This is a genomic window from Proteus penneri, from assembly GCF_003144535.1.
Taxonomy (GTDB): Bacteria; Pseudomonadota; Gammaproteobacteria; order Enterobacterales; family Enterobacteriaceae; genus Proteus; species Proteus penneri.
The window spans coordinates 24,181-47,781 of sequence record NZ_PHFJ01000005.1 but is presented as its reverse complement, the minus strand read 5'-3'; the positions used below and the strand labels follow the sequence as shown (position 1 = coordinate 47,781).

Genomic DNA, 23,601 nt, shown 5'->3' with positions numbered 1-23,601 from the left:
TCTTTATCCCGTGATAAAGGGGTTTTTATGAGAGATAGCGTTCATGAGTAGAAAGAAAAGACCAGTGAAACAAACCAAAAGAGGGCGTTCTTGGTTTTGGTTATTTGTCAAAATCGCCATTGTGGTTGCGGTTTTAATGGGGATTTATGGGGTTTATTTACATTCTCAAATCAAAGAGCGCCTTGATGGTAATGTTTGGGAATTACCCGCTGCGGTTTACGGACGTACCGTCAACTTAGAGCCGGGCATGAATTATAGCCAAAAAGAGATGGTGAGCTTACTCGAAGGTATGCAATACCGCAATGTTAACAAAATCACTCGTCCTGGCGAATTTGTGGTAAGAGGCAACACGATTGAAATGTTGCGCCGACCTTTCGATTTTCCTGATGGTCGTGAAGAGCAAATTTTAGCTAAATTAACCTTTGAGCAGAATTCATTGGTTAGTATTACTAACATGGATAATCAGCGTCAATTTGGCTTTTTCCGTCTTGATCCTAAGTTAATTACCATGATGCAATCTGCAAATGGTGAACAACGCTTATTCTTAGCAAGAGATAAATTTCCACAATTATTAGTGGATACATTAATTGCAACAGAAGATCGCCGTTTCTATGAACATGATGGAATTAGCCTTTATTCGATTGGGCGCGCAGTATTAGCAAACTTTACTGCCGGTAAAGCGGTTCAAGGTGGGAGTACCTTAACGCAACAGTTAGTGAAAAACCTATTTTTGACTAACGAAAGAACGTTAAAAAGAAAGCTTAATGAAGCCTATATGGCGATCATTATGGATGCGAGTTATAGCAAAGATCGTATTTTAGAGCTGTATCTTAATGAGGTTTTTTTAGGGCAAAGTGGTGATGAACAAATTCGAGGCTTCCCTTTAGCGAGCCTTTACTATTTTGGTCGTCCCGTTGATGAATTAAGCCTTGATCAGCAAGCCCTTTTAGTGGGGATGGTTAAAGGCGCGTCTGCTTATAACCCATGGCGTAACCCCAAATCTGCGTTAGAGCGTCGTAATGTGGTATTAAAACTACTGCAAACCCAAGAGATAATCGATCAAGAGCTTTACAATGTGCTGAGTGCGCGCCCTTTAGGTGTGAAACCACGTAGTGAAGCGTTAACGCCTCAACCTGCATTTATGCAATTGGTTCGCCAAGAGTTACAAACAACCCTGGGCGATAAAGTAAAAGATTTATCGGGTACAAAAATTTTCACTACATTAGATCCTGTCTCGCAAGATGCAGCTGAAAAAGCAGTTGAAGTGGGCGTTGCCGATATACGTAAAGTGCGTAAAATTGACGATCTTGAAGGGGCGATGGTTGTTGTGGATCGCTTAAGTGGAGAGGTGAGAGCATTAGTGGGAGGCTCTCAACCACAATATGCAGGCTTTAATCGTGCATTATCAGCTCGTCGCTCAATCGGTTCTTTAGCAAAACCGGCTACCTACTTAACGGCATTAAGTGAACCTGAGCGTTTTCGTTTAAATACCTGGCTTGCAGATGAACCTATTTCTGTGCCTATTCCAGGGGGCAAACCTTGGCAACCTCGTAACTACGATCGCGGTTATAAAGGTAAATTAATGTTGGTGGATGCATTAGCAACCTCACGTAATGTTCCTACTGTCAATCTGGGTTTAGAAGTCGGGTTAGATCGAGTGATCCAAACTTGGATTAACTTAGGTGCCCCCGCAGAAAATCTGGAAAAAGTGCCTGCGATGCTATTAGGTGCATTAAACTTAACACCAATGGAAGTCGCTCAAACTTTCCAAACAATTGGTAGTTTAGGTAATCGTGCAAAATTATCATCATTGCGTTCTGTTATTGCCCAAGATGGTACTGTGCTTTACCAAAGTTATCCTCAAGCAGAAACGACGGTTTCGCCACAAGCGGCTTATATGACGCTATTTGGTATGCAACAAGTGGTGAATTCGGGTACAGCATGGCGTGTATTAAAACCAAAATTTGGTAATTACAATCTTGCGGGTAAAACGGGCACGACAAACGATCTTCGTGATAGTTGGTTTGCGGGGATTGATGGCAAAGAAGTGACGATTTCATGGATGGGGCGCGATAATAATGGCCCAACGAACTTAACGGGTTCAACAGGGGCATTGTTGCTTTATCGTAATTATCTACAGAATCAGGCACCGCTGAAATTAAACCCACCAGCACCAGAAGATATTGCAGAGATGTCTGTTGATGCTCAAGGTAACTTTGCTTGTTATGGTGGTGGTGTTCGTACCTTACCTGTATGGACAGCAAATCCAGATGGATTGTGCACACCTGTTCAGCAAGATACTGATGAAAGTGGCGCACCAAAGTGGTTACAAGATCTGTTTTCTGAGTAAGTGATCACGTAGATTAGCTAAAATAAAAACGGCACGTGAGTGCCGTTTTTATTGATCTCTGAACAGCGCTAACTAGCCTTTCATTTTTCCAAATGCATATTCCGCTGCATCAATAGTGCGTTGAATATCTTCTTTGGTATGAGCAATAGACATAAAGCCGGCTTCAAATGCTGAAGGTGCAAGGTAGATGCGCTTTTCTAACATTAAATGGAAGAATTGTTTAAAACGTTCAACATCGCAGTTCATCACATCTTGATAGCAAGTCACTTCTTTTGCATCTGTAAAGAACAGACCAAACATCCCGCCAACATGGTTGATAACCATTGGAATGCCCGCTTGTTGTGCTTTTTCAAGTAAACCATCCGCTAGCATTGTTGTGAGTTCATCTAATGTTTGATGAACACCCGGTTGTGAGACTTCGTGTAAACAGGCTAAACCTGCTGCCATTGCAATTGGGTTGCCTGATAAGGTTCCCGCTTGATAAACAGGGCCAATTGGCGCGAGTTTAGACATCACTTCCATATGTCCACCAAATGCACCTACAGGCATACCGCCACCGATAATTTTACCTAAGCATGTTAAGTCAGGATCAACATCATAATAAGCTTGTGCGCCACCTAATGCCACGCGAAAGCCTGTCATTACTTCATCAATAATCAGTAATGCACCAAACTCATCACATAACGCACGTAAACCCGGTAAGAAGTCTGCTTTTGGTGGTACGCAGTTCATATTGCCTGCAACCGGTTCAACAATGATACAAGCGACTTCTTCTGGATAGTTTTCAAAGGCTTGGCGTACAGAGTTTAAATCGTTATAAGTGCAAGTTAAGGTGTGTTTGACAAAATCAGCGGGTACGCCCGGTGAATTAGGTTGGCCCATGGTTAATGCACCAGACCCCGCTTTTACTAATAGGCAATCTGCATGACCGTGGTAGCAACCTTCGAATTTAATGATTTTGTCACGACCAGTGTAACCACGAGCAAGGCGAATAGCGCTCATTGTCGCTTCGGTACCTGAGTTCACCATGCGAACCATATCCATTGAAGGTACCAGTTCAGTGACTAGGTTTGCCATTTCAACTTCAGCCGCTGTTGGTGCGCCAAAACTTAATCCTTTTTGTACCGCATCAGTAACAGCATCACGAATAGCAGGGTGATTATGACCTAAAACCATTGGTCCCCATGAGCCAACATAGTCCAGGTAAGCACGTCCATCGGCATCATAAATATACGCACCATTAGCACGTTCAATAAAAAGAGGGGTTCCACCTACACCGTTAAATGCTCTAACAGGTGAGTTGACACCGCCGGGGATCACTTGTTGTGCGAGATTATAAAGCGTTTCAGACTTGCTCATGTCAGACTCCTAATGATGGGTGAGCGTAAGATTAAGGCGTATTCTAAATCACCACGCTGATGAAGCCAAATTACGGCAACAAGATTTTGATTTCTCACTATTATTGTGGGTACGTGGTTTATCGTAAAAAGTGATAGGTAGCAAAAAGTGTATTTTGTCCACAACAAACTTGAAGGTTATGAGCAGGTATTAGATAATCATCACATTATATCAGCAAGAAAGATAAATTTTTGCTGGCTGTTTTTTTTGCTGGAATACCCAGTCTGGAGTGAACAATGAGTGATGATATGGCTCTGCCGTTACAATTTACTGACGCGGCTGCAAATAAAGTAAAAGATCTGATTGCAGATGAAGAAAATCCAAATCTGCGTTTACGTGTTTATATCACGGGTGGCGGTTGTAGCGGATTCCAGTATGGTTTTACCTTTGATGATGCAATGAATGAAGGTGATATGACCATAGAAAAACAAGGCGTTGCTTTAGTGGTTGATCCAATGAGCTTGCAGTATTTAGTAGGCGGTTGTGTGGATTATACCGAAGGATTGGAGGGGTCGCGTTTTATTGTGACGAATCCTAATGCTAAGAGTACGTGTGGTTGCGGCTCTTCTTTTAGTATCTGATCCTTATTTAGCGTCGTGGCTGTGCAGTAGTGCCACGACGTTAAATGCTCACATACTAATGTATGCTCCGCTTACTGTGCGCTGTCTGCCTTGTTGCACTGCTTGCTCGCTCACGACTTTTGTTTGTGAAAGTTAAAGACAAAATCTGTCAAAATTCAAAATTCAAAATTCAAAATTCAAAATTCAAAATTCAAAATTCAAAATTCAAAATCTAAAATCCCGTCTATGCTTCTAATCAATGGTTCGCAATAGCCTCACAAATTTGTTTTGCTGCATTAATAACACGTGGAGCTGGTCGACTAAAACTGTCTTCATCAATAGCAATAACAGGTACAGGGAGTTGAGGTTGCCAAAATGCTTTTATTGTAGGTATTTGATCTGCCTTACCACTGAATATAATCAAATCAGGGTGTTTTGTAAGTACTTGCTCACGGCTTACTTGAGGCCATGCCACAGGGCTGTTAGCAAAGATATTCTCTCCACCGCAAAGTTCCGTAATATGGCTCTGTAATGTGCTATTTGATGTAGTAAATAATGGTTGCATTCCAAATTGAATGAATACTTTTTTCTTGGCGTGATCCGATGTATTTGATGCGTATTGTTGTTGTAATATCTGATATTGCTGGCGTAATTGTTGGGCATTGTTTAAAGCAATATCAGGATGATGGCTATAATTGGAAAGAGTAACGAGATCGTCTGCGATTTCTTCAATACTTTGTGGATCAGAATAAATAATAGGAATACCCAAAGCTTTTAACTGATCTAATGGACGTTGTGGATTACCGCCTTGCCATGCAATCACTAAATCGGGTTTTAATAATAGAATGCGTTCAATATTAATCCCCTGCCAATTAGCCACTTGTTCAATATTTTTAGCCTCCTCCGGATAATCTGAGTAAGCACTAACTCCGACAATATTATCTCCCATGCCCGCGGCATAAGCCATTTCAGTGGCTGATGGCGATAGCGTAATAACACGATCAGCAGGCGTGATAGCAATAGCAACATTAAGCCAAAATAATGGGTAGAGTAATAATCCAAGATTGATAAATAAACGCATTACTTTTCCAATAATAAAAAAATACCCACCTATTTTTTATCTTAGAATAAGTAAAAAATAAAGGTGAGGTATTGATAAAGCAGTTTTAAGATTATCTCGACTTAATTAGTCTTTTAATTTATCCAATATCGCTGTCACCATTAAGCTTGATTGTTCTGCGGCGACAGATAAAAATTCATCAAAACTTAAGTGTGACTCTTTATCAGCCACATCAGAAATAGCTCGAACTACAACAAATGGTGTACCGAACTGATGGCAAACATGACCAATTGCGGTTGATTCCATTTCTACGGCAACAACATCTGGGAATGTGCGACGGATACGAGCTAAAGGTTCTGCACCATTAATAAAAGCATCACCACTACAAATTAAACCACGAACAGCATTTAATTTTAGTGATTCAATACACGCTTCTGCGACGCTAATAAGTTTAGGATCTGCAATAAAAGCGGGGGGGCATTGTGCCATTTGACCTGGTTCATAACCAAACGCAGTTACATCTGCATCGTGATAGCGGACTTCCGTTGAAACAACGATATCACCAACATTTAATCTTGAGTCTAAGCCACCCGCAGAGCCAGTATTGATAACGACATCAGGACGAAAATGCTCAAGTAATAATGTTGTACCGATCGCAGCGGCAACTTTACCAATACCTGATTTTAGTAATGCAACATCAACACCATTAATTTTGCCTGTATAGATTTCACAACCGCCACGGGATAAGATTTGGCAATCTTCAATTTTATCACGCAGAAGTGTGACCTCTTGCTCCATTGCACCTATTACGCCAACTCTCATTGTGTCATACTCACTTGTAGGTTAAGAATAAATAAAATTTAAATAGAGTTTAACATCTATCGGAAAAACACGATATAACACAAAGGATAGAGAATTCGTTTTATTTAAGCCAGAAAGAGGATAGGAATGATCGATTTTAAGCTGAAGTTAAATTATCAACGCAAATATAACAGCAGTGACATCGATATTAATGATGAAACACAGGTTTCTCGACAATTTGAAAGTGATCGAGGACGTATTATTAACTCAGCTGCTATTCGTCGTTTACAACAAAAAACACAAGTCTTTCCTTTAGAGACAAATTCCGCAGTACGCAGTCGCCTTACTCATTCTCTAGAAGTTCAACAAATAGGGCGTTATATCGCTAAGCAAATTATTGGTGAGTTAAAAAAACAAAATAAGCTTGAAGCGTATGGCTTAAATGAGCGTATTGATAGCCTTGAAAGTTTAATTGAGATGGCGTGTTTAATGCATGATATTGGTAATCCACCTTTTGGTCATTTTGGTGAAGCAGCGATTAAGCATTGGTTTCACAAAGTATTATCACCAGAGGCGACGGCTGAATTCGACAGTTGCCCATTTATCCCTATGCAGTATTCAGCTAAAGTGCAATTAAATGAATTGCGACAAACTTTACGCCAAGATTTATGCCAATTTGAAGGCAATGCTCAAGCTATTCGAATGGCGCATCATCTGCTTAAATTGAATTTAACCTATGCGCAAATTGGATGTGTATTAAAATATACTCGTCCTGCTTATTGGCAAGGAGAGATCCCCAAAGAATATAGCTATTTAATGAAAAAACCAGGGTATTACTGGTCTGAATTAGCTTTCGTAAAAGAAGTACAACAAAAATTAGATATGGGTGAATTTTGTCGCTTTCCTCTCACATATATTATGGAAGCTGCTGACGACATCTCTTATTGTATTGCGGATTTAGATGATGCAGTAGAAAAGGGGATTTTTGATATCAACCGTCTTGTTCAGCTTTTACGAGATGCTTGGCGTGAAAGTGGTGATGTAACTGAAGGCGATTTATTCGATATTACAGTTAATCGGGCTTATAAAAAAGTTGATCAAAACGAAGCCAAACGCAGTATGCAAGATCAGTTTTTTATGTATTTACGGGTTTATATTACAGGAAAATTAGTCCCTTATACTGCGTACCGTTTTATAAAAAATCTTCCTCAAGTTTATGAAGGGAGTTTTAACCACGCTTTATTGGAAGGGGAAAGTGCTGAACACCGTTTATTAACAACATTAAAAAGTGTGGCTAAAAAATGGGTGTTTAGCCACCCTGAAGTTGAACAACTTGAAATGAAAGGATATCGCGTGATTAGTGGATTACTTGATATCTATAAGCCTTTGCTTTTATTATCAACAGAAGATTTTTTAAGATTGCATAAATATAACGAACATCCTCAATATGTTATTGAGACGCGTTTATATCATAAGCTTTCTGTGAAACATAAACTGGCTTATAACGAAATGTTAGAAAAGCTAAATGATATAAATACTGAAAAAGGAAAAGTTTTAGAGTTTTATTATCGCACAAGATTAATTCAAGATTATATCAGTGGAATGACGGATCATTATGCTTATGAAGAATATAGAAAATTAATGGTTTGTGATTGATTTGTAATCATTAAGAAAAACGCTATCTAATTGATTGATTATAAATTTTAGACTTTTCTTAGTGATAATAAAAATTTATTAAAATAACAGAAAATAGATGTTATTAATTGTAAGTATATTCAATATAAGAGTTATATATAATATTTGTTAGTTATAGAACAATATAAAATTCATAAATCGAGGGCCTTAGGTTGTTATCATTAAAATATTTATCAAATTAACAAAAATATTGCTTATATCAGTTAAGTAAATAACTTGTTCGATGTTATACTCTCTTTATGTTTTCTTCTGAAATGCATAGTCATTCATGTCACGCTGAAAAGCATACAGCGTATTCTAAAACGATGTCATTTCACTGTTAATCCATCATTGATACTTAATTTAATACTATGGTGCAGTTTTATTCCCCTAAAAAACGTCCTGCGAAAAAACAGGCGATGATTCTGGAAGTGACCGCCAGTGCATTGGATGCAAATGGTCAAGGTATTGCTCATGCTGAGGGCAAAACAATTTTTGTAAAAGGACTACTCCCACAAGAAACTGCTCGTATTCGTTTAACAGAAGAAAAGCGCCAGTTTGCTAAAGGCGAAGTTATTAAGCGTTTAACGACCAGTGAACAGCGCATAAAACCGCATTGTGAATATTATGAGCGTTGTGGTGGTTGTCAGCAGCAACATGTCCCTATTGCGCTGCAACGTACAACAAAAGCCAGTGTGTTATCGCACCTTATTAAACGTGAAACCGGTGTGATTATTTCAGCTGAGCCTGTTATTGCAGGTGCCGAATATGGTTACCGCCGTAGAGCAAGATTAGGATTGCGCTATCAATCTGAAAAAGGGTTGGTGATGGGCTTTCGCCAAGAGCGTTCTAACGATTTGGTGATGATAAAAAAATGTCCAGTGTTAAAACCTCAATTAAATGATTTATTGTCTCCTCTTTGGACATGCCTTAACAAATTAACATCAGCACGTGATTTAGGGCATGTTGAAATGGTGCTTGCTGATAATGGGCCATCAGTTATTTTACGTCATTTATCGCCATTGTCTGAGCATGATAAACAGAGTTTGCGTGATTTCTCTCAAACTTATCAAGTTACGATGTATCTTGCAGGTGGTAATAGCGAGATAGCACGATTAACTTCAATTGAGCAGGAACCCTTCTATCAAATAGAAGGTCTAAATTTACGTTTTGCACCCACTGATTTTATTCAAGTAAATGATGAAATAAATTCTCAGATGGTCGCTCAAGCTATTGAATGGCTTGATTTATCGCCAGAAGATCGCGTATTAGATCTGTTTTGTGGTATGGGTAACTTTACTTTACCTATTGCAAAACGCGTCAGTGAAGTAGTGGGTATAGAAGGTGTACCTGCACTGGTTGAAATGGCGAAAAAGAATGCAAAACTAAACCAACTAGGTAATGCGCATTTTTGGCATGCAGATTTATCGGCTGATTTTTCTGCGATGTCATGGTCGAAAGAAGGGTTTAACAAAGTGTTGTTAGATCCGGCAAGAGCAGGGGCGTTGGAGGTAATGTCACACATAGTGAAGTTATCTGCAGAAAAAATCGTGTATGTCTCCTGTAATCCGACCACGTTAGCCAGAGATAGTAAGATATTATTAGATTCTGGATATCAGCTAACCGGTTTAAAAATGTTGGATATGTTTCCACAAACGGGTCATTTGGAATCAATGGCACAGTTTAGTCGAAAATAATTTGAGTCGATAATAAACAGTTAGCCAGTAAATAAGTCGCAAATAAGATTTATACCGTGTAGGGAGAGAATATGGTTGCAGTAAGAAGTGCTCACTTAACACCTGCGGGAGAGTTTGCTGTTGATAAATGGGTTAACAGCTTGAACTTAACTCATACCAATGCGGGTAGTGAAATCATGCAAACCTGGGAATACTGCCATCGTACTGTTCAAGGGCGTGAAGATGCTGAACGGCTATTGTGGCGTGGTGTTGAAATGGTTGAGCTTCTTTCGACACTCAGCATGGATAAAGACAGCATGAGGGCAGCGCTTCTTTTCCCTCTTGCTGAAGAAAATCTTATTGGTCAGGAAATTGTCACTGAACACTTTGGTGATGCTATTTGGAGTTTAGTGCGTGGTGTTATGGAGATGGACGCCATACGCCAATTAAAAGCGACACATACCAATGAAACAAGCTCCATTCAGGTAGATAACGTACGTCGTATGTTGTTATCTATGGTAGAAGATTTCCGTTGTGTAGTCATTAAACTATCAGAGCGTATAGCCCATTTACGCGAAGTAAAAGATGCCACAGAAGATGAGCGCGTACTGGCCGCTAAAGAGTGTTTTAATATTTATGCGCCGTTAGCCAACCGATTGGGTATTGGTCAATTAAAATGGGAATTAGAAGATTTTTGTTTCCGCTATCTTCATCCTGATGAATACAAAAAAATAGCAAGCTTGCTTCATGAGCGCCGTATCGATCGCGAACAGTATATTGATAATTTTGTCAGTACAGTACGTGGTTATATGAAAGAAGAGAATGTTGATGTAGATATCTATGGGCGTCCCAAACATATCTACAGTATTTGGCGTAAAATGAAGAAAAAGAACCTCGCATTTGATGAATTATTCGATGTGAGGGCTGTTCGTATAGTCGTTGAACGTCTTCAAGACTGTTATGCCGCATTGGGAATTGTGCATACGCATTTCCGCCATTTACCTGATGAATTTGATGATTATGTGGCAAATCCAAAGCCTAATGGTTATCAATCTATTCATACTGTTGTATTAGGGCCTGAAGGTAAAACAGTTGAAATCCAAATTCGTACTCGCCAAATGCATGAAGATGCAGAGTTGGGTGTGGCTGCGCACTGGAAATATAAAGAAGGTGCTACAGGTGCTGCGACGAAAGGCGGTACAGGAAGTTATGAAAACCGTATTGCATGGCTACGTAAACTGATTGCGTGGCAAGAAGAGATGGCGGATTCTGGCGAAATGTTGGATGAAGTCCGTAGTCAGGTTTTTGATGATCGAGTGTATGTCTTTACACCAAAAGGTGATGTCGTTGATTTACCTGCTGGCTCAACACCGCTTGATTTTGCGTATCATATTCATAGTGATGTGGGGCACCGCTGCATTGGAGCGAAAATTGGCGGGCGCATTGTGCCCTTTAGCTATCAGCTACAGATGGGCGATCAAATTGAAATCATCACGCAAAAACATCCTAATCCGAGTCGTGATTGGTTAAATCCTAATTTAGGTTATGTCACGACAAGTCGTGGACGTGCGAAAATTCACAATTGGTTCCGTAAGCAAGATCGCGATAAAAATATTCTTGCAGGGCGTCAGATTTTAGATAACGAATTGGCGCATATGGATATCAACATGAAAGAAGCAGAAAAACTGCTGATTGCACGTTATAACGTGCATAGTGTTGATGAAGTATTAGCTGGGATTGGTGTCGGTGATATCCGAATTAATCAATTAGTGAACTTTATTCAAAGTAAATTAAATAAAGCCACTGCAGAAGATGAAGATAAAGAGGCACTGCGGACACTCGAAAGCAAAACGCCAGCACCAAGAACCACTGGCTCAGGGAGTAGTATTGTCGTTGAGGGTGTTGGTAATTTAATGCATCATATTGCGCGCTGTTGCCAGCCTATTCCGGGTGATAATATTGTTGGTTTTATTACTAAAGGTCGAGGTATTTCGATTCACCGAGCAGATTGTGAACAACTTGCTGAATTACTTTCTCATGCGCCAGAGCGTATTGTTGATGCAGTATGGGGAGAGAATTATTCCAGCGGTTATTCATTGGTAGTACGTGTTGTCGCGAATGATCGTAGTGGGTTATTACGCGATATCACCACTATTCTAGCCAATGAGAAAGTGAATGTACTTGGTGTGAGTAGCCGCAGTGATGTGAAGCAACAAATTGCGACAATCGATATGAATATTGAGATTTATAATCTCCAAGTATTAAGTCGTATTTTGGCAAAACTTAATCAACTGCCTGATGTGATAGAGGCGAAACGCTTTTCTCACTAAAACATTAAAATGATAAGATGCCGAGACAATTGTTCTCGGCATTTTTTTATCTAAAAATCAGAAAAACTGTATATTTAGTTAGTGATTAAATTGCTATGGTTTATTTAAAGTAAATATGGTTTTAAATAAAAGGGATCTAGCAGATAAATATGAAGATAACTAAACAATATTATATTAAGAATATGTGTTGGGGATGGTTTATTGGCGCTTTATTTTTATACTCTTGTTTAGAATATGAGTTAAAATATGAAAGTTTAATATTGTTAATTAGTATTGCTGGTATTGTATTATATCCGTTAGCTAAATGGGGAATTGAATGTTTTTTTCTTCAATTTACTACCAGAGAATTTTGGAATCGAGGATTATTTTTAGATACAGCTGGTAAAGCTGGTGGTTTAGCTTTATATAGTTTTATAGTGTTTTTATTATCTATACCAATTACAATGATTTTTATATTATTTGTGTCAGTGAAAAGGTTTTTTCTCTAAATAAATAACCTTTAATTTATTAATTAAATACCAATTAAATTATTAGCTTTTTCGATTAAATCATTATTAATCAATGCTCCTATACTAGCTATGAGCAATCCATATCCTAATATACCTATAGGACCTCCTAGAAGTACACTAAATGTAAATCCAGCTACAGATGTGACCGCCATTCCTGCAAATATAGTCTCTGCTTTAACAAAAAATGGACGCCAATCATCCGTTTCTGTTGCTTTAATTAACTCTATCCATAGATCTTTGACGTCAAGAGCTTTACTCACAAAAAACATACCTTTACTAAATTTTTTTAATTTTTGAGCTATATCATCGATTTTGATCGATTCCAATGCGGTCGCAATAGCTTTACGATCTTTGGCATTAATTCTTCTATTGATATCCACTTTGTATTTTTCGTAAGCTTTTAGCGCATCATCAACGTTACGGATGGTTTTTCCTCTGGCTTGTTGGGCTAAAGACTCTGCTAATTTCCTTGCTTTATCACCATAAGCATTAAACACTTCTTTATAAAAATCAGCCGTAAACTTTATTGAATCATGTAACTGATTAAAATCATTATCTATTTGTTCTTTTTTATTGGCTTGTTGAGCTAAAATATCAGCAATTTGGAAATTGCGATATGTAAACGTCATATTATTATGGAAATCTTGGCATGCGGATTTAAAATCTTGTTCTCTGATGTATTTTTGCATCTCAGGGAAATTATTTATATTGTCTGCACCTTTATCCGCATATAAGGCATGTAAGGCTAATCGAACTGAGGGTAACCAGCGGGAATATTCCCCAAATTTTTCACCTATATTTTGTAACATAGGATCTGGATGAGGACTAAAATGAATATCAAAGAGAAAACCATTTATATAGTTCATTTTTTGGTAAAACATTCTACTTAGATTCAGATCTGCTTCAAATATACGACCTATATTTTCATTATTTAATGGAATGTTATTTTCTTCCATATTTAATAATAGTAATGGAGAGCTTTTATTAAACTCGTTTGATCTATGCATTAAAGCACGGCCATAAGGTCGCATTATTAATGCTTTTTTTAATGCTAACTCGGTTTTCTGTTTTAAGTAAGATTTACATTCATTTTTAAACGCTGGACAATTTTTCTTTCCGCAAACAGGGCATTCTTGGTTTTTATCCTGCATAAAATTATTACAAATAATATTTGTAGCTTGATTAAAAGAAAAACCATTATTAAAAGCATACTCAGGAATATAAGCACTATGTGGCGTTACAGTTAATGAACTAAATTGAATTATATTTTCACCCATTTTATTAATCCTTTGATAAAAATGACGTATTTATATGATGTTGAAAAGTGGATTTATAGCGAGGAGTATATTTGTAAATAACAAATTTATAGTTCAATTTAAAATGTCATTATTCTTTCAAAAAAGTTATTTTTAAGATCTTGAGCTTGAAATGATAAGATGCCGAGAAAACTGTTCTCGGCATTTTTTTATCTAAAATGTATTAAACAGGATAACGCTCACTCTTATTTAAAAGGCAATATGATGTCAGAAAATCGTGAAATCTTTCGTTTATTAGAAATTATGGTACAGCTACGTGATCCTGAAACAGGGTGCGAATGGGATAAAGTGCAGACTTTTGACACTATCGCACCTTATACATTAGAAGAAACCTATGAAGTATTAGATGCCATTACACGCAAAGATTTTGCTGATTTAAAAGAAGAGCTGGGCGATTTGCTTTATCAAGTTGTGTTTTATTCACGCATGGCGCAAGAGCAAAAGTTATTTGATTTTAATGATGTTTGTGAAGCTATTAGTAATAAGCTAGAACGCCGTCACCCTCATATTTTTGCTTCTGAAAGCGAAAACAATTTATCAACAGAAAAACATCGTTGGGAAAAACTTAAAGCTCAAGAGCGTGAGGCAAAAGCACAATTTTCATTATTAGATGATATTCCCGCTACTTTACCAGCCTTAATGAAAGCAGAAAAAATTCAAAAGCGTTGTGCTTCAGTGGGGTTCGATTGGAATGAACTAGAGCCTGTCTTGGGTAAAGTTTATGAAGAAATTGATGAAGTGATAGCTGAGGTGAAAAAAGAGCCTCAAGATGCCTCTCGAATTGAAGATGAGTTAGGTGATTTATTGTTTTCTGTGGTGAATTTATCACGTCATTTAAAACAAAAACCCGAGCAAGCATTAAATCGAGCATGCCGAAAATTTGAACAGCGCTTTCGTTTTGTTGAAAAAATGCTCTCAGAAAAAGGCACTGGCATAGAAAATGCCTCATTGGAAGAGATGGAGATCTGTTGGCAGAAAGCAAAAGGACAACCGGTTGAGTGAATTGTGACACGCAAATTAACACCAACGTGACATAAAGTGCGATAAAAATAGTCTGTAACATCTCGTTTTTTCAGCTATTTTTATAAAAATATTTAAAAATCAAAATTATAAAATGTAATTTCGTTTTTTTGTTTTTGGGTGATTTAAAATTTTGCATTTGCATTCTATTACATTAGAAGTGTGATTAATCTCAAAAAAATTAAACGTATGATCATAAGCAAAAGATCTCGCTATAAACCTGCTACACTTAATATTGTGAAAAAATAAAGCATCTCTTCTCTAAAAGTGATAGCTTAGCTGAAAGGATTAAGCTAAAATGCTTGTGAAATATTTTCACGGGTTTAGTTAATTGAATTTTTACTGTTTTTTCGTGTTTAAACGGATAAGTGGCGTGATGAAAAAGAACTTTATACTACTAAGAATGTTTGTAGCGAAAATAAGGTTCGGGTATACTGTGTTCCCGTCCAGTTATATCCATCATCCTAATACACCTAAACTTTCAGGTTCAGCATGAAAACGAATTATATTTTTGTGACCGGCGGGGTCGTATCCTCTCTGGGTAAAGGCATTGCCGCAGCCTCTCTGGCGGCTATACTCGAAGCCCGTGGACTCAATGTCACCATGATGAAGTTGGATCCGTATATCAACGTCGATCCAGGTACTATGAGCCCAATTCAGCACGGGGAAGTCTTCGTTACTGACGATGGTGCTGAAACTGATCTCGACTTAGGACACTATGAGCGCTTTATTCGCACGAAAATGACTCGTCGTAATAACTTCACGACAGGTCGCGTATACTCGGAAGTACTACGCAAAGAGCGTCGTGGTGACTATCTTGGGGCTACAATTCAAGTTATTCCTCATATCACTAATGAAATCAAAGAACGCATCATCCGTGGCGGTGAAGGTCATGATGTCGTTTTAGTTGAAGTTGGCGGGACAGTTGGTGATATCGAATCCTTACCATTCTTAGAAGCGATTCGCCAAATGGCAGCAGAAGTGGGCCGCGAGCACACATTCTATCTACATTTAACATTGGTGCCTTATTTAGCCGCTTCTGGTGAAGTGAAAACTAAACCAACTCAGCATTCTGTAAAAGAATTACTGTCGATCGGTATCCAGCCTGATGCGTTGATTTGCCGTTCAGACCGCGTTATCCCTGCTAATGAACGCGCGAAGATTGCGCTGTTCTGTAATGTACCAGAGAAAGCGGTTATTTCATTAAAAGACGTCGATTCCATTTATAAAATCCCTGCACTATTGAAATCTCAGGGATTAGATGATTATATCTGTAAACGATTCAGCTTAGATTGCTCAGTCGCAAACCTTGCAGAGTGGGAACAAGTTATTTACGAAGAAGCTAATCCTGAAGGCGAAGTGACCATTGGTATGGTTGGTAAATATGTTGAATTACCAGATGCCTATAAATCAGTGATTGAAGCATTAAAACATGGTGGTTTCAAAAGCCGTGTTGCTGTAAATATCAAACTAATTGATTCACAAGACGTTGAAACTCGTGGCGTAGAAATGCTTAAAGGGTTAGACGCAATCTTAGTACCAGGTGGTTTTGGTGAACGTGGTGTCGAGGGCAAAATTATGGCTGCTCAATATGCACGTGAAAATAAAATCCCTTACTTAGGCATTTGCTTAGGTATGCAGGTTGCTATGATTGAGTTTGCACGTAATGTTGCTGGAATGGAAGGCGCAAACTCCACTGAATTTGCACCAGATTGCAAATATCCAGTTATTGCGTTAATTACTGAATGGCGCGATGAAGACGGTAATGTCGAAGTGCGTTCAGAAGAGAGTGATTTAGGTGGTACGATGCGACTTGGTGCTCAGCCTTGCCATTTAAGTGGAGATAGCTTAGTTCGTACACTGTATGGCAAAAACACCATTACAGAACGCCATCGTCACCGTTATGAAGTAAATAATCTACTATTAAAACGTATCGAAGATGCGGGTTTACGTATTGCAGGTCGTTCAGTAGATAACAAACTGGTGGAAATCATTGAAAATCCAAACCATCCTTGGTTTGTTGCTTGTCAGTTCCACCCAGAGTTTACCTCAACGCCGCGTGACGGCCATCCGTTATTTGCAGGCTTTGTGAAAGCAGCCTTTGATAACCAAAAAGGCCTGCTGAAATAGGATATATGAGAAGAGATAGAATATCTCTTCTCGGAAATTTAACTTGTACAGAGGAAAACCGAATGTCCAAAATCGTTAAAGTACTTGGTCGTGAAATTATTGATTCTCGTGGCAACCCAACAGTTGAAGCAGAAGTTCACTTAGAAGGTGGTTTTGTTGGTATGGCTGCGGCTCCATCAGGCGCATCAACAGGTTCTCGCGAAGCTTTAGAATTACGTGATGGCGATAAATCACGTTTCTTAGGTAAAGGTGTTCTGAAAGCGGTTGCTGCTGTTAATGGTCCAATCGCTAAAGCGATCCTTGGCCAAGATGCAAAAGACCAAGCTAACATCGATAAAATCATGATCGATTTAGATGGTACTGAAAACAAATCAAACTTTGGTGCAAACGCAATCCTAGCGGTTTCTTTAGCAAACGCAAAAGCGGCTGCAGCTGCAAAAGGTATGCCTTTGTATGAGCACATTTCTGATCTGAACGGTACTCACGGTCAATATTCTATGCCTCTGCCAATGATGAACATCATCAACGGTGGTGAGCACGCAGATAACAACGTTGATATCCAAGAATTCATGATCCAACCAGTTGGCGCACCAACTCTGAAAGAAGCAGTGCGTATGGGTTCAGAAATCTTCCATCACTTAGCAAAAGTGTTAAAAGCAAAAGGCATGAACACTGCAGTAGGTGACGAAGGTGGCTATGCACCAAATTTAGAATCTAATGCTGCTGCATTGGCTGCTATCAAAGAAGCAGTTGAAAAAGCAGGTTACGTTTTAGGTAAAGACGTTACTCTGGCTATGGACTGTGCAGCTTCTGAGTTCTACAACAATGAAACAGGTAACTACGAACTGAAAGGCGAAGGCAAAACCTTCACTTCACAAGAGTTTACTCATTACTTAGAAGAACTGACTAAACAATACCCAATCGTTTCTATCGAAGATGGTTTAAACGAATCTGATTGGGATGGTTTTGCATACCAAACTAAAGTTCTTGGTGACAAAATCCAATTGGTTGGTGACGACCTATTTGTAACTAACACTAAGATCCTGAAAGAAGGTATCGACAAAGGTATTGCTAACTCAATTCTGATCAAATTCAACCAAATCGGTTCACTGACAGAAACTTTAGCTGCAATCAAAATGGCGAAAGATGCAGGCTACACTGCTGTTATCTCTCACCGTTCTGGTGAAACTGAAGATGCAACTATCGCTGACTTAGCAGTTGGTACAGCAGCAGGTCAAATCAAAACAGGTTCTATGAGCCGTTCTGACCGTGTTGCTAAATATAACCAACTGATCCGTATCGAAGAAGCATTAGGTAACAAAGCACCTTTCAACGGTCTTAAAGAAGTTAAAGGCCAAGCATAATCTGGCACCTTTGATTAAAAAAATTTATTAATCTGAAAGGGGAAAACATTGAGTTCTCCTCTTTTTTTTATTTTTTTACCGAAAAAATAGCATATTTATTTTTAACCGTTTTGAAAAAAGTGTGATGTGTAAGAGGAAATAGTGTTCAATTATTACTCTTTTATTAATAAATTGGTTAATTCTCGTGGATGAGATCCCAATTATTAGTTTTGCGCATTTTCAAGGACGAGAAATGTTTTTATATTTCACATATAACCTATTTCGTTAACAATTTAAGCTTAGTGAATCCAATGTTCATATCAGCTAATGTGGAGTATTATCATGGACGCATCCAATTTAGCCCCATCGGCGAAGTCTAGTCCGATAAACAAACGAGGGTTAATTATTCTGGCTATTGATGTGGTGTTATTACTACTTTTGCTAGAATTTTTACCTTGTGATCCGAAGGCCAATGCAGGTTTAGCATTAATGGTGTTTGTGGGTGTGTTATGGCTGACAGAAGCTATTCACGTGACGATAACAGCATTATTTATACCTATTTTAGCCGTTGTGCTTGGGCTAATGAATACCAATGAGTCATTAAAATCATTTGCAAATCCTATCATTTTCTTATTCTTCGGTGGCTTTGCATTAGCGACAGCACTTCATATTCAAGGGCTTGATCGCTTAATTGCTAACCGCTTGCTGATGATTGCAAAAGGTAAACTGTCAATCGCTGTATTGCTGTTATTTGGTGTTACTGCATTACTTTCAATGTGGATCAGTAACACAGCAACAGCTGCGATGATGCTGCCTTTAGTATTAGGTATTTTATCTAACTTAGATATTCGTTCAGAACGTAATACTTTCGTCTTCGTATTACTAGGTGTTGCTTATAGTGCCAGTATTGGTGGTTTAGGTACGTTAGTTGGTAGCCCTCCGAATGCGATTGCTGCGGCTCAACTGAACTTAGATTTCATTACGTGGATGAAGTATGGTGTTCCAATCATGTTGGTATTATTGCCTATCATGTTTATTGTAATGTACCTAATGCTGCGTCCTAACTTGAAACATAAGTTTGATCTGAAATTAGAAGTGTTAGAGTGGAATAACAAACGTGTTATCACCATGATTATCTTCTTAGTTACCGTATTTTGCTGGATCTTTAGCTCTTTCATCAGCAGTGCTTTTGGTGGTGTAAAAGATTTAGATACAGTTATTGCGGTTGGTGCAGCAATTGTAATCGGTGTAACAGGTGTAGCAAGTTGGAGCCAAATTCAAGAGAACACTGAGTGGGGGGTATTAATGCTGTTTGGTGGTGGTTTAACACTGAGCGCAATTTTACAATCATCTGGTGCAAGCTTGGTTATGGCTGACTTTATGAAAGATACCTTTGGTAATAGCCATTGGTTTGTGATCATCCTTGCAGTAACGACCTTTATCATCGTATTAACAGAGTTCACCAGCAATACAGCAAGTGCTGCGTTATTAGTACCTATCTTTGCAACCGTTGCACAAGCGTTAGGTATGCCAGTAATGGCGTTGACAATGATTATTGGTATTGGTGCATCTTGTGCGTTCATGTTACCTGTTGCAACCCCACCAAATGCGATTGTCTTTGGTTCTGGTTATATTAAACAAACTGAGATGGTACGTGTCGGTGGTGTGCTGAACTTAGTGTGTATCTTAGTTATCTCTCTGTTTGCTTGGTTCTTCTGGTTATAAGTGAATACGTTAAATTAATCTTGATGAGATAAAAATAGAGCGCTTGATAGTGATATCGGGCGCTTTTTTATTGCCTTGTTCTTATCTGTTATTTGGATTGGCATCCTAGTTATTATAAGGATCGCTCTAGAAAAAGAAGAGGTGATATGACTTTTATGGGTTATAAAAAACCATCAATATTAAGACTAAAAATGTCATAACATTGATGGCTATTTAAAATAGAAAATAACTTAATTATTTTGTGTAAAGTGTAAGTTGTGTACCCGGTTTTAACATTTTAATGTCTGAGTTCCAACTCATTAATAATTTAAGGTTAATACCGTGACGACGAGCGATGCTGTAATAAGAATCTCCCTGTCGAACTTTGTAATAACTCGGAGACGGTTTTGTCGGTTTTGTTACCGTGGTATTACTGGCACTACCCGCATTATGAATTTTTAATGTTTGTCCTACTAATAGGGTGCTTTTTGCATTTAATCCATTAATACGTTGTAAGTCTTTTATGCTCATATTGTAGCGACGAGCAATAGCGTAAAATGAATCCCCAGAGCGAACTTTATAAACACCTTCTTGCTTAATAGACTGATTTGTTTTGGCGACAGCTAAACGAATAGTCTCTAATACCGCTTCATCTTCAAAAGCGTTACGGAATTGATCAAGCTTATTGCGAGGCAACATAATCACATGAGGGCCATTAGGTGCGGTTATGCCACGTTTATAGCCTGGGTTATAATCTTTCACAGTATTAATAGGTAGCTGACTTAATTCAGCAACTTTATTTAATGTGATTTGTTCACCGACATCAATGGAAGCTAATGCTTTATCACGATAGTTACTTTTAGGAAAAGTAATGTTTTCTTCGTTTTCACGGATAACTTTACTTAAAGCGAGAATTTTAGGTACATAATTCATTGTTTCTTTAGGTAAAGAGAGTGACCAATAGTCTGTGGGTAGGTTTTTACTTTCATTTGCCTTTATTGCTTGCATAACACGGCCTTCACCAGCGTTATAAGCAGCAAGGGCAAGTGCCCAATCACTATCAAACATTACATACAAGCGTTCAAGTAAATCAAGTGCGGCTTTGGTTGATGCCATGACATCACGACGACCGTCATACCATTGGTTTTGTGCTAAACCATAGTAATTACCAGTTATTGGAACAAATTGCCATAAACCAGCAGCATTTGCAGAAGAGGTAACATGGGGATTAAACGCACTTTCAACCACAGGAACTAAAGCTAGTTCCATCGGTAATTCACGTTTTTCAATTTCATCAATAATCGAATACATATAAGGTTCAGCACGAGAAGCAACGTTTTGTATATGTTTGGGATTATTTAAAAAATATAATTCTTGCTGCGAGATCCTTTCATTTTCAGGGAGATCCATTTTTAATTCACTTATCACATAACCCCATAAATTGGTTTTGACATCATATTGAGGTTGTTGAGAAGTTGAAGTCCCTTTCGTTGATGTTGGTGTGATCGCAGACAAATTAGGTTTAATATTCTCAGATTGCTGGCAGCCCGCCAATAGCAATATGGAGAACAAAATCGCTTTTGTCTTCATAATATAAAAATTCATCCTGTGTGTTTTTTGAACCAAATGATACTTAGTGTGCCAAAATAAAACAATCAATAGAAATCAAAAGTTGTCTTTTAATTCTCTTAATTTTGTAAATGTCTTAATTGGAGCATATGTATTAGTGGTTATACCTAAAATCCTTTGCAAATCAATATCGTCAGATTTCAAAAAAAGATTAATATTCTTTTCGTTTTTCAGTGTTATTGGCACAGTAGGTTGCAAATTTTTACGCATTTCACTAACTTGGGCTAAATAATCGGTAATAAGTGCATTTTCTGGCATGATATGATGTGCAAAGGTCATATTTGATAGGGTGTATTCATGAGCACAACAAATTAATGTGTCATCAGGTAAAGCGCTCAATCTTTGTAATGAACTAAACATTTGTTGTGCGGTACCTTCGAATAAACGACCACAACCACCAGAAAAAAGTGTATCGCCACAAAATAAATAGGGTTCACAATAATACGCAACATGACCTAATGTATGGCCTGGTGTGCCAATCACATTAAAAGTGAAAGTGCCAACAATGATGCGCTCTTGATTATGAATAATATTTTCAGCCCCTTTACTTTGTGTTTCTTGTGGGCCAAAAACGTCAATGTTAGGATATTTTTTTACAAGTTCAGTAACGCCACCAACATGATCATCATGATGGTGGGTTAATAAAATCGCGATAGGTGTTAGCGAGCGTTGTGAAAGCATTTCAATAACAGGCTTGGCTTGTGACGGATCCACAATCACACATTCACTATTTTCATTACTTAATAGCCAAATGTAGTTATCGGATAAAGCAGGAATTCTGATAAGCTCCATATAAGTTACCTTACTTATAAAATATAAAGGGTTAAACGATGAAAGCAGCGCGTTCAGCAAAACCAATTATGATGCCAGATTCTTGGCGCGATATTCCATGGGGGGAATATTATCGCATGGCTATCGAACTGCGTTTACAAAATTGGTGGCCAAAAATGTATGGCTTTCATTTATTAAAACTCGGTCAACTCAGTGCTGAACTGGATACCAAATTAAGTATCGTTTCACATCAAGTCAATGTGACATCTAATAAAATAAATGCAGATGTTATCGCCTCTTTAGATTATTTACCCTTTGAAAATAAATCGATTGATGTTTGTCTTATGGCGCATGTGCTTGATTATAGTGCAGATCCCCATTGGCTATTACGAGAAGCAGATCGCGTTTTAATTGATGATGGCTGGATAGTATTAACGAGCTTTAACCCTATGAGTTTATTAGGATTGGGTAAATGCACGCCTTTTTTACGACAAAGGCAGCCTTATTCAAGTCGTATGTTTTCACTTCGACGCCAAATTGATTGGCTAAGTGTGCTAAATTACGAAGTGATGACACAACAGAATTTCCAGATTATGCCATTTTCAAGACCAATAAAATGTGATGGCAGCCGCTATCACATCGGTGGCTGTTTAAATCTAATCATTGCACGTAAAAGAACGCTTCCTTTAACACCCACAGCCTTGAAATTTGTATTGCCACGCATGAGTGTAAAAGGTCGAGTTTTAGGCGCTACACGTAATCATCCAGAGCCATAATGCTTACTAATCTGTGGTTTTATCTTTTTGGCTTTCGATATAACCTGTGTCTTCTTGTGTAGGTGATTGAGCCGCCGTTCTTGCTAATTCATCACAACGTTCATTTTCATCATGACCTGCATGGCCTTTTACCCAATGCCATTCAATTTCATGACGAGTAATAGCACTATCTAAGCGTTTCCATAAATCGACATTAAGCACAGGGCTTTTGTCTGCTTTACGCCACTGGCGCTTTTTCCAGCTATGGATCCACTGTGTAATACCCTGTCTGACATATTGGCTATCTGTTGTCAGTGTGATTTTACAAGGGAATTTTAATGTTTCTAATGCTACGATAGCGGCAAGAAGTTCCATTCGGTTATTGGTGGTCATAAAAAAACCTTCACTTAGGGTTTTTTCATGTTGTTGATAGCGTAAAATAGCGCCATAACCACCAGGGCCAGGGTTGCCTAAGCATGAACCATCGGTGAATATTTCTACCTGCTTGTGCATAAAGGCGACTTATCCTTTTTGATTAATACGAAAAACTAACCCTAAGTCTGACATAAAAACGG

The 23,601-nt window shown here is 38.3% G+C and carries 17 protein-coding genes and 1 pseudogene; 11 read left to right on the top strand and 7 right to left on the bottom strand.

Going from position 1 to position 23,601, the window contains the following annotated elements; translation table 11 throughout:
* Positions 1 to 43 precede the first annotated feature (43 nt).
* Positions 44 to 2,350, top strand: a pseudogene (gene mrcB, locus CUB63_RS08100) (bifunctional glycosyl transferase/transpeptidase); the annotation flags it as partial.
* Between the two features lie 72 nt (positions 2,351 to 2,422).
* Here the strand turns inward: mrcB and hemL are convergent.
* Entirely contained in the window at positions 2,423 to 3,709 is a 1,287-nt protein-coding gene (hemL, locus tag CUB63_RS08095; RefSeq protein WP_109847843.1) for a glutamate-1-semialdehyde 2,1-aminomutase, read from the bottom strand.
* A gap of 275 nt (positions 3,710 to 3,984) precedes the next feature.
* Between hemL and erpA the strand changes: the two genes are divergently transcribed.
* Positions 3,985 to 4,329, top strand: coding sequence for an iron-sulfur cluster insertion protein ErpA (gene erpA / locus CUB63_RS08090; protein ID WP_006534944.1), 345 nt, complete (start codon positions 3,985 to 3,987; stop codon positions 4,327 to 4,329).
* A gap of 235 nt (positions 4,330 to 4,564) precedes the next feature.
* Here erpA and btuF read toward each other — a convergent pair whose 3' ends face one another.
* Both btuF and mtnN read right to left on the bottom strand, forming a co-directional pair.
* Entirely contained in the window at positions 4,565 to 5,389 is an 825-nt protein-coding gene (gene btuF / locus CUB63_RS08085) for a vitamin B12 ABC transporter substrate-binding protein BtuF (protein ID WP_006534943.1), read from the bottom strand.
* A 105-nt stretch (positions 5,390 to 5,494) separates the two neighbouring features.
* A complete protein-coding gene (gene mtnN, locus CUB63_RS08080) occupies positions 5,495 to 6,190 on the bottom strand; it encodes a 5'-methylthioadenosine/S-adenosylhomocysteine nucleosidase (RefSeq protein ID WP_072063593.1) in 696 nt (231 codons plus the stop codon).
* Positions 6,191 to 6,316: 126 nt separating this feature from the next.
* Here mtnN and dgt point away from each other — a divergent pair, with 126 nt between their 5' ends.
* The 4 genes from dgt to CUB63_RS08060 all read left to right on the top strand — a co-directional run bounded on the left by dgt (position 6,317) and on the right by CUB63_RS08060 (position 12,337).
* A complete protein-coding gene (dgt, locus tag CUB63_RS08075) occupies positions 6,317 to 7,825 on the top strand; it encodes a dGTPase (RefSeq protein ID WP_109847842.1) in 1,509 nt (502 codons plus the stop codon).
* Positions 7,826 to 8,214: 389 nt separating this feature from the next.
* Positions 8,215 to 9,540, top strand: a complete 1,326-nt coding sequence (rlmD, locus tag CUB63_RS08070; RefSeq protein WP_006534940.1) for a 23S rRNA (uracil(1939)-C(5))-methyltransferase RlmD — start codon at positions 8,215 to 8,217, stop codon at positions 9,538 to 9,540.
* 71 nt (positions 9,541 to 9,611) lie between these two features.
* Positions 9,612 to 11,849, top strand: a complete 2,238-nt coding sequence (relA, locus tag CUB63_RS08065) for a GTP diphosphokinase (RefSeq protein WP_006534939.1) — start codon at positions 9,612 to 9,614, stop codon at positions 11,847 to 11,849.
* Between the two features lie 149 nt (positions 11,850 to 11,998).
* A complete protein-coding gene (locus tag CUB63_RS08060; RefSeq protein ID WP_109847841.1) occupies positions 11,999 to 12,337 on the top strand; it encodes a colicin E1 family microcin immunity protein in 339 nt (112 codons plus the stop codon).
* A gap of 23 nt (positions 12,338 to 12,360) precedes the next feature.
* On the opposite strand, the gene CUB63_RS08055 is transcribed toward CUB63_RS08060, so the two are convergent.
* Complete coding sequence (locus CUB63_RS08055; protein ID WP_232240055.1) at positions 12,361 to 13,635, bottom strand: colicin-like pore-forming protein; 1,275 nt, start codon at positions 13,633 to 13,635, stop codon at positions 12,361 to 12,363.
* 243 nt (positions 13,636 to 13,878) lie between these two features.
* Here CUB63_RS08055 and mazG point away from each other — a divergent pair, with 243 nt between their 5' ends.
* The 4 genes from mazG to CUB63_RS08035 all read left to right on the top strand — a co-directional run bounded on the left by mazG (position 13,879) and on the right by CUB63_RS08035 (position 19,892).
* Positions 13,879 to 14,676, top strand: coding sequence for a nucleoside triphosphate pyrophosphohydrolase (gene mazG, locus CUB63_RS08050; RefSeq protein WP_109847840.1), 798 nt, complete (start codon positions 13,879 to 13,881; stop codon positions 14,674 to 14,676).
* A 510-nt stretch (positions 14,677 to 15,186) separates the two neighbouring features.
* Positions 15,187 to 16,824 carry a glutamine hydrolyzing CTP synthase gene (gene pyrG / locus CUB63_RS08045; RefSeq protein WP_109847839.1) on the top strand — a complete coding sequence of 546 codons (1,638 nt, stop codon included), beginning with the start codon at positions 15,187 to 15,189 and terminating at the stop codon, positions 16,822 to 16,824.
* Positions 16,825 to 16,886: 62 nt separating this feature from the next.
* Positions 16,887 to 18,188, top strand: a complete 1,302-nt coding sequence (eno, locus tag CUB63_RS08040; protein WP_036911952.1) for a phosphopyruvate hydratase — start codon at positions 16,887 to 16,889, stop codon at positions 18,186 to 18,188.
* Positions 18,189 to 18,509: 321 nt separating this feature from the next.
* Positions 18,510 to 19,892, top strand: a complete 1,383-nt coding sequence (locus tag CUB63_RS08035) for an SLC13 family permease (protein ID WP_109847838.1) — start codon at positions 18,510 to 18,512, stop codon at positions 19,890 to 19,892.
* Positions 19,893 to 20,126: 234 nt separating this feature from the next.
* Here CUB63_RS08035 and mltD read toward each other — a convergent pair whose 3' ends face one another.
* Together mltD and gloB are read right to left on the bottom strand one after the other, a co-directional pair.
* A complete protein-coding gene (gene mltD, locus CUB63_RS08030) occupies positions 20,127 to 21,461 on the bottom strand; it encodes a murein transglycosylase D (protein ID WP_109847837.1) in 1,335 nt (444 codons plus the stop codon).
* A gap of 75 nt (positions 21,462 to 21,536) precedes the next feature.
* A complete protein-coding gene (gene gloB, locus CUB63_RS08025) occupies positions 21,537 to 22,292 on the bottom strand; it encodes a hydroxyacylglutathione hydrolase (RefSeq protein WP_109399233.1) in 756 nt (251 codons plus the stop codon).
* 38 nt (positions 22,293 to 22,330) lie between these two features.
* Between gloB and CUB63_RS08020 the strand changes: the two genes are divergently transcribed.
* Positions 22,331 to 23,047: a methyltransferase domain-containing protein gene (locus CUB63_RS08020; protein WP_006534926.1), complete on the top strand. Its 717-nt coding sequence runs from the start codon at positions 22,331 to 22,333 to the stop codon at positions 23,045 to 23,047.
* 6 nt (positions 23,048 to 23,053) lie between these two features.
* Here CUB63_RS08020 and rnhA read toward each other — a convergent pair whose 3' ends face one another.
* Positions 23,054 to 23,539: a ribonuclease HI gene (rnhA, locus tag CUB63_RS08015; protein WP_072063582.1), complete on the bottom strand. Its 486-nt coding sequence runs from the start codon at positions 23,537 to 23,539 to the stop codon at positions 23,054 to 23,056.
* Between the last annotated feature and the right edge of the window lie 62 nt (positions 23,540 to 23,601).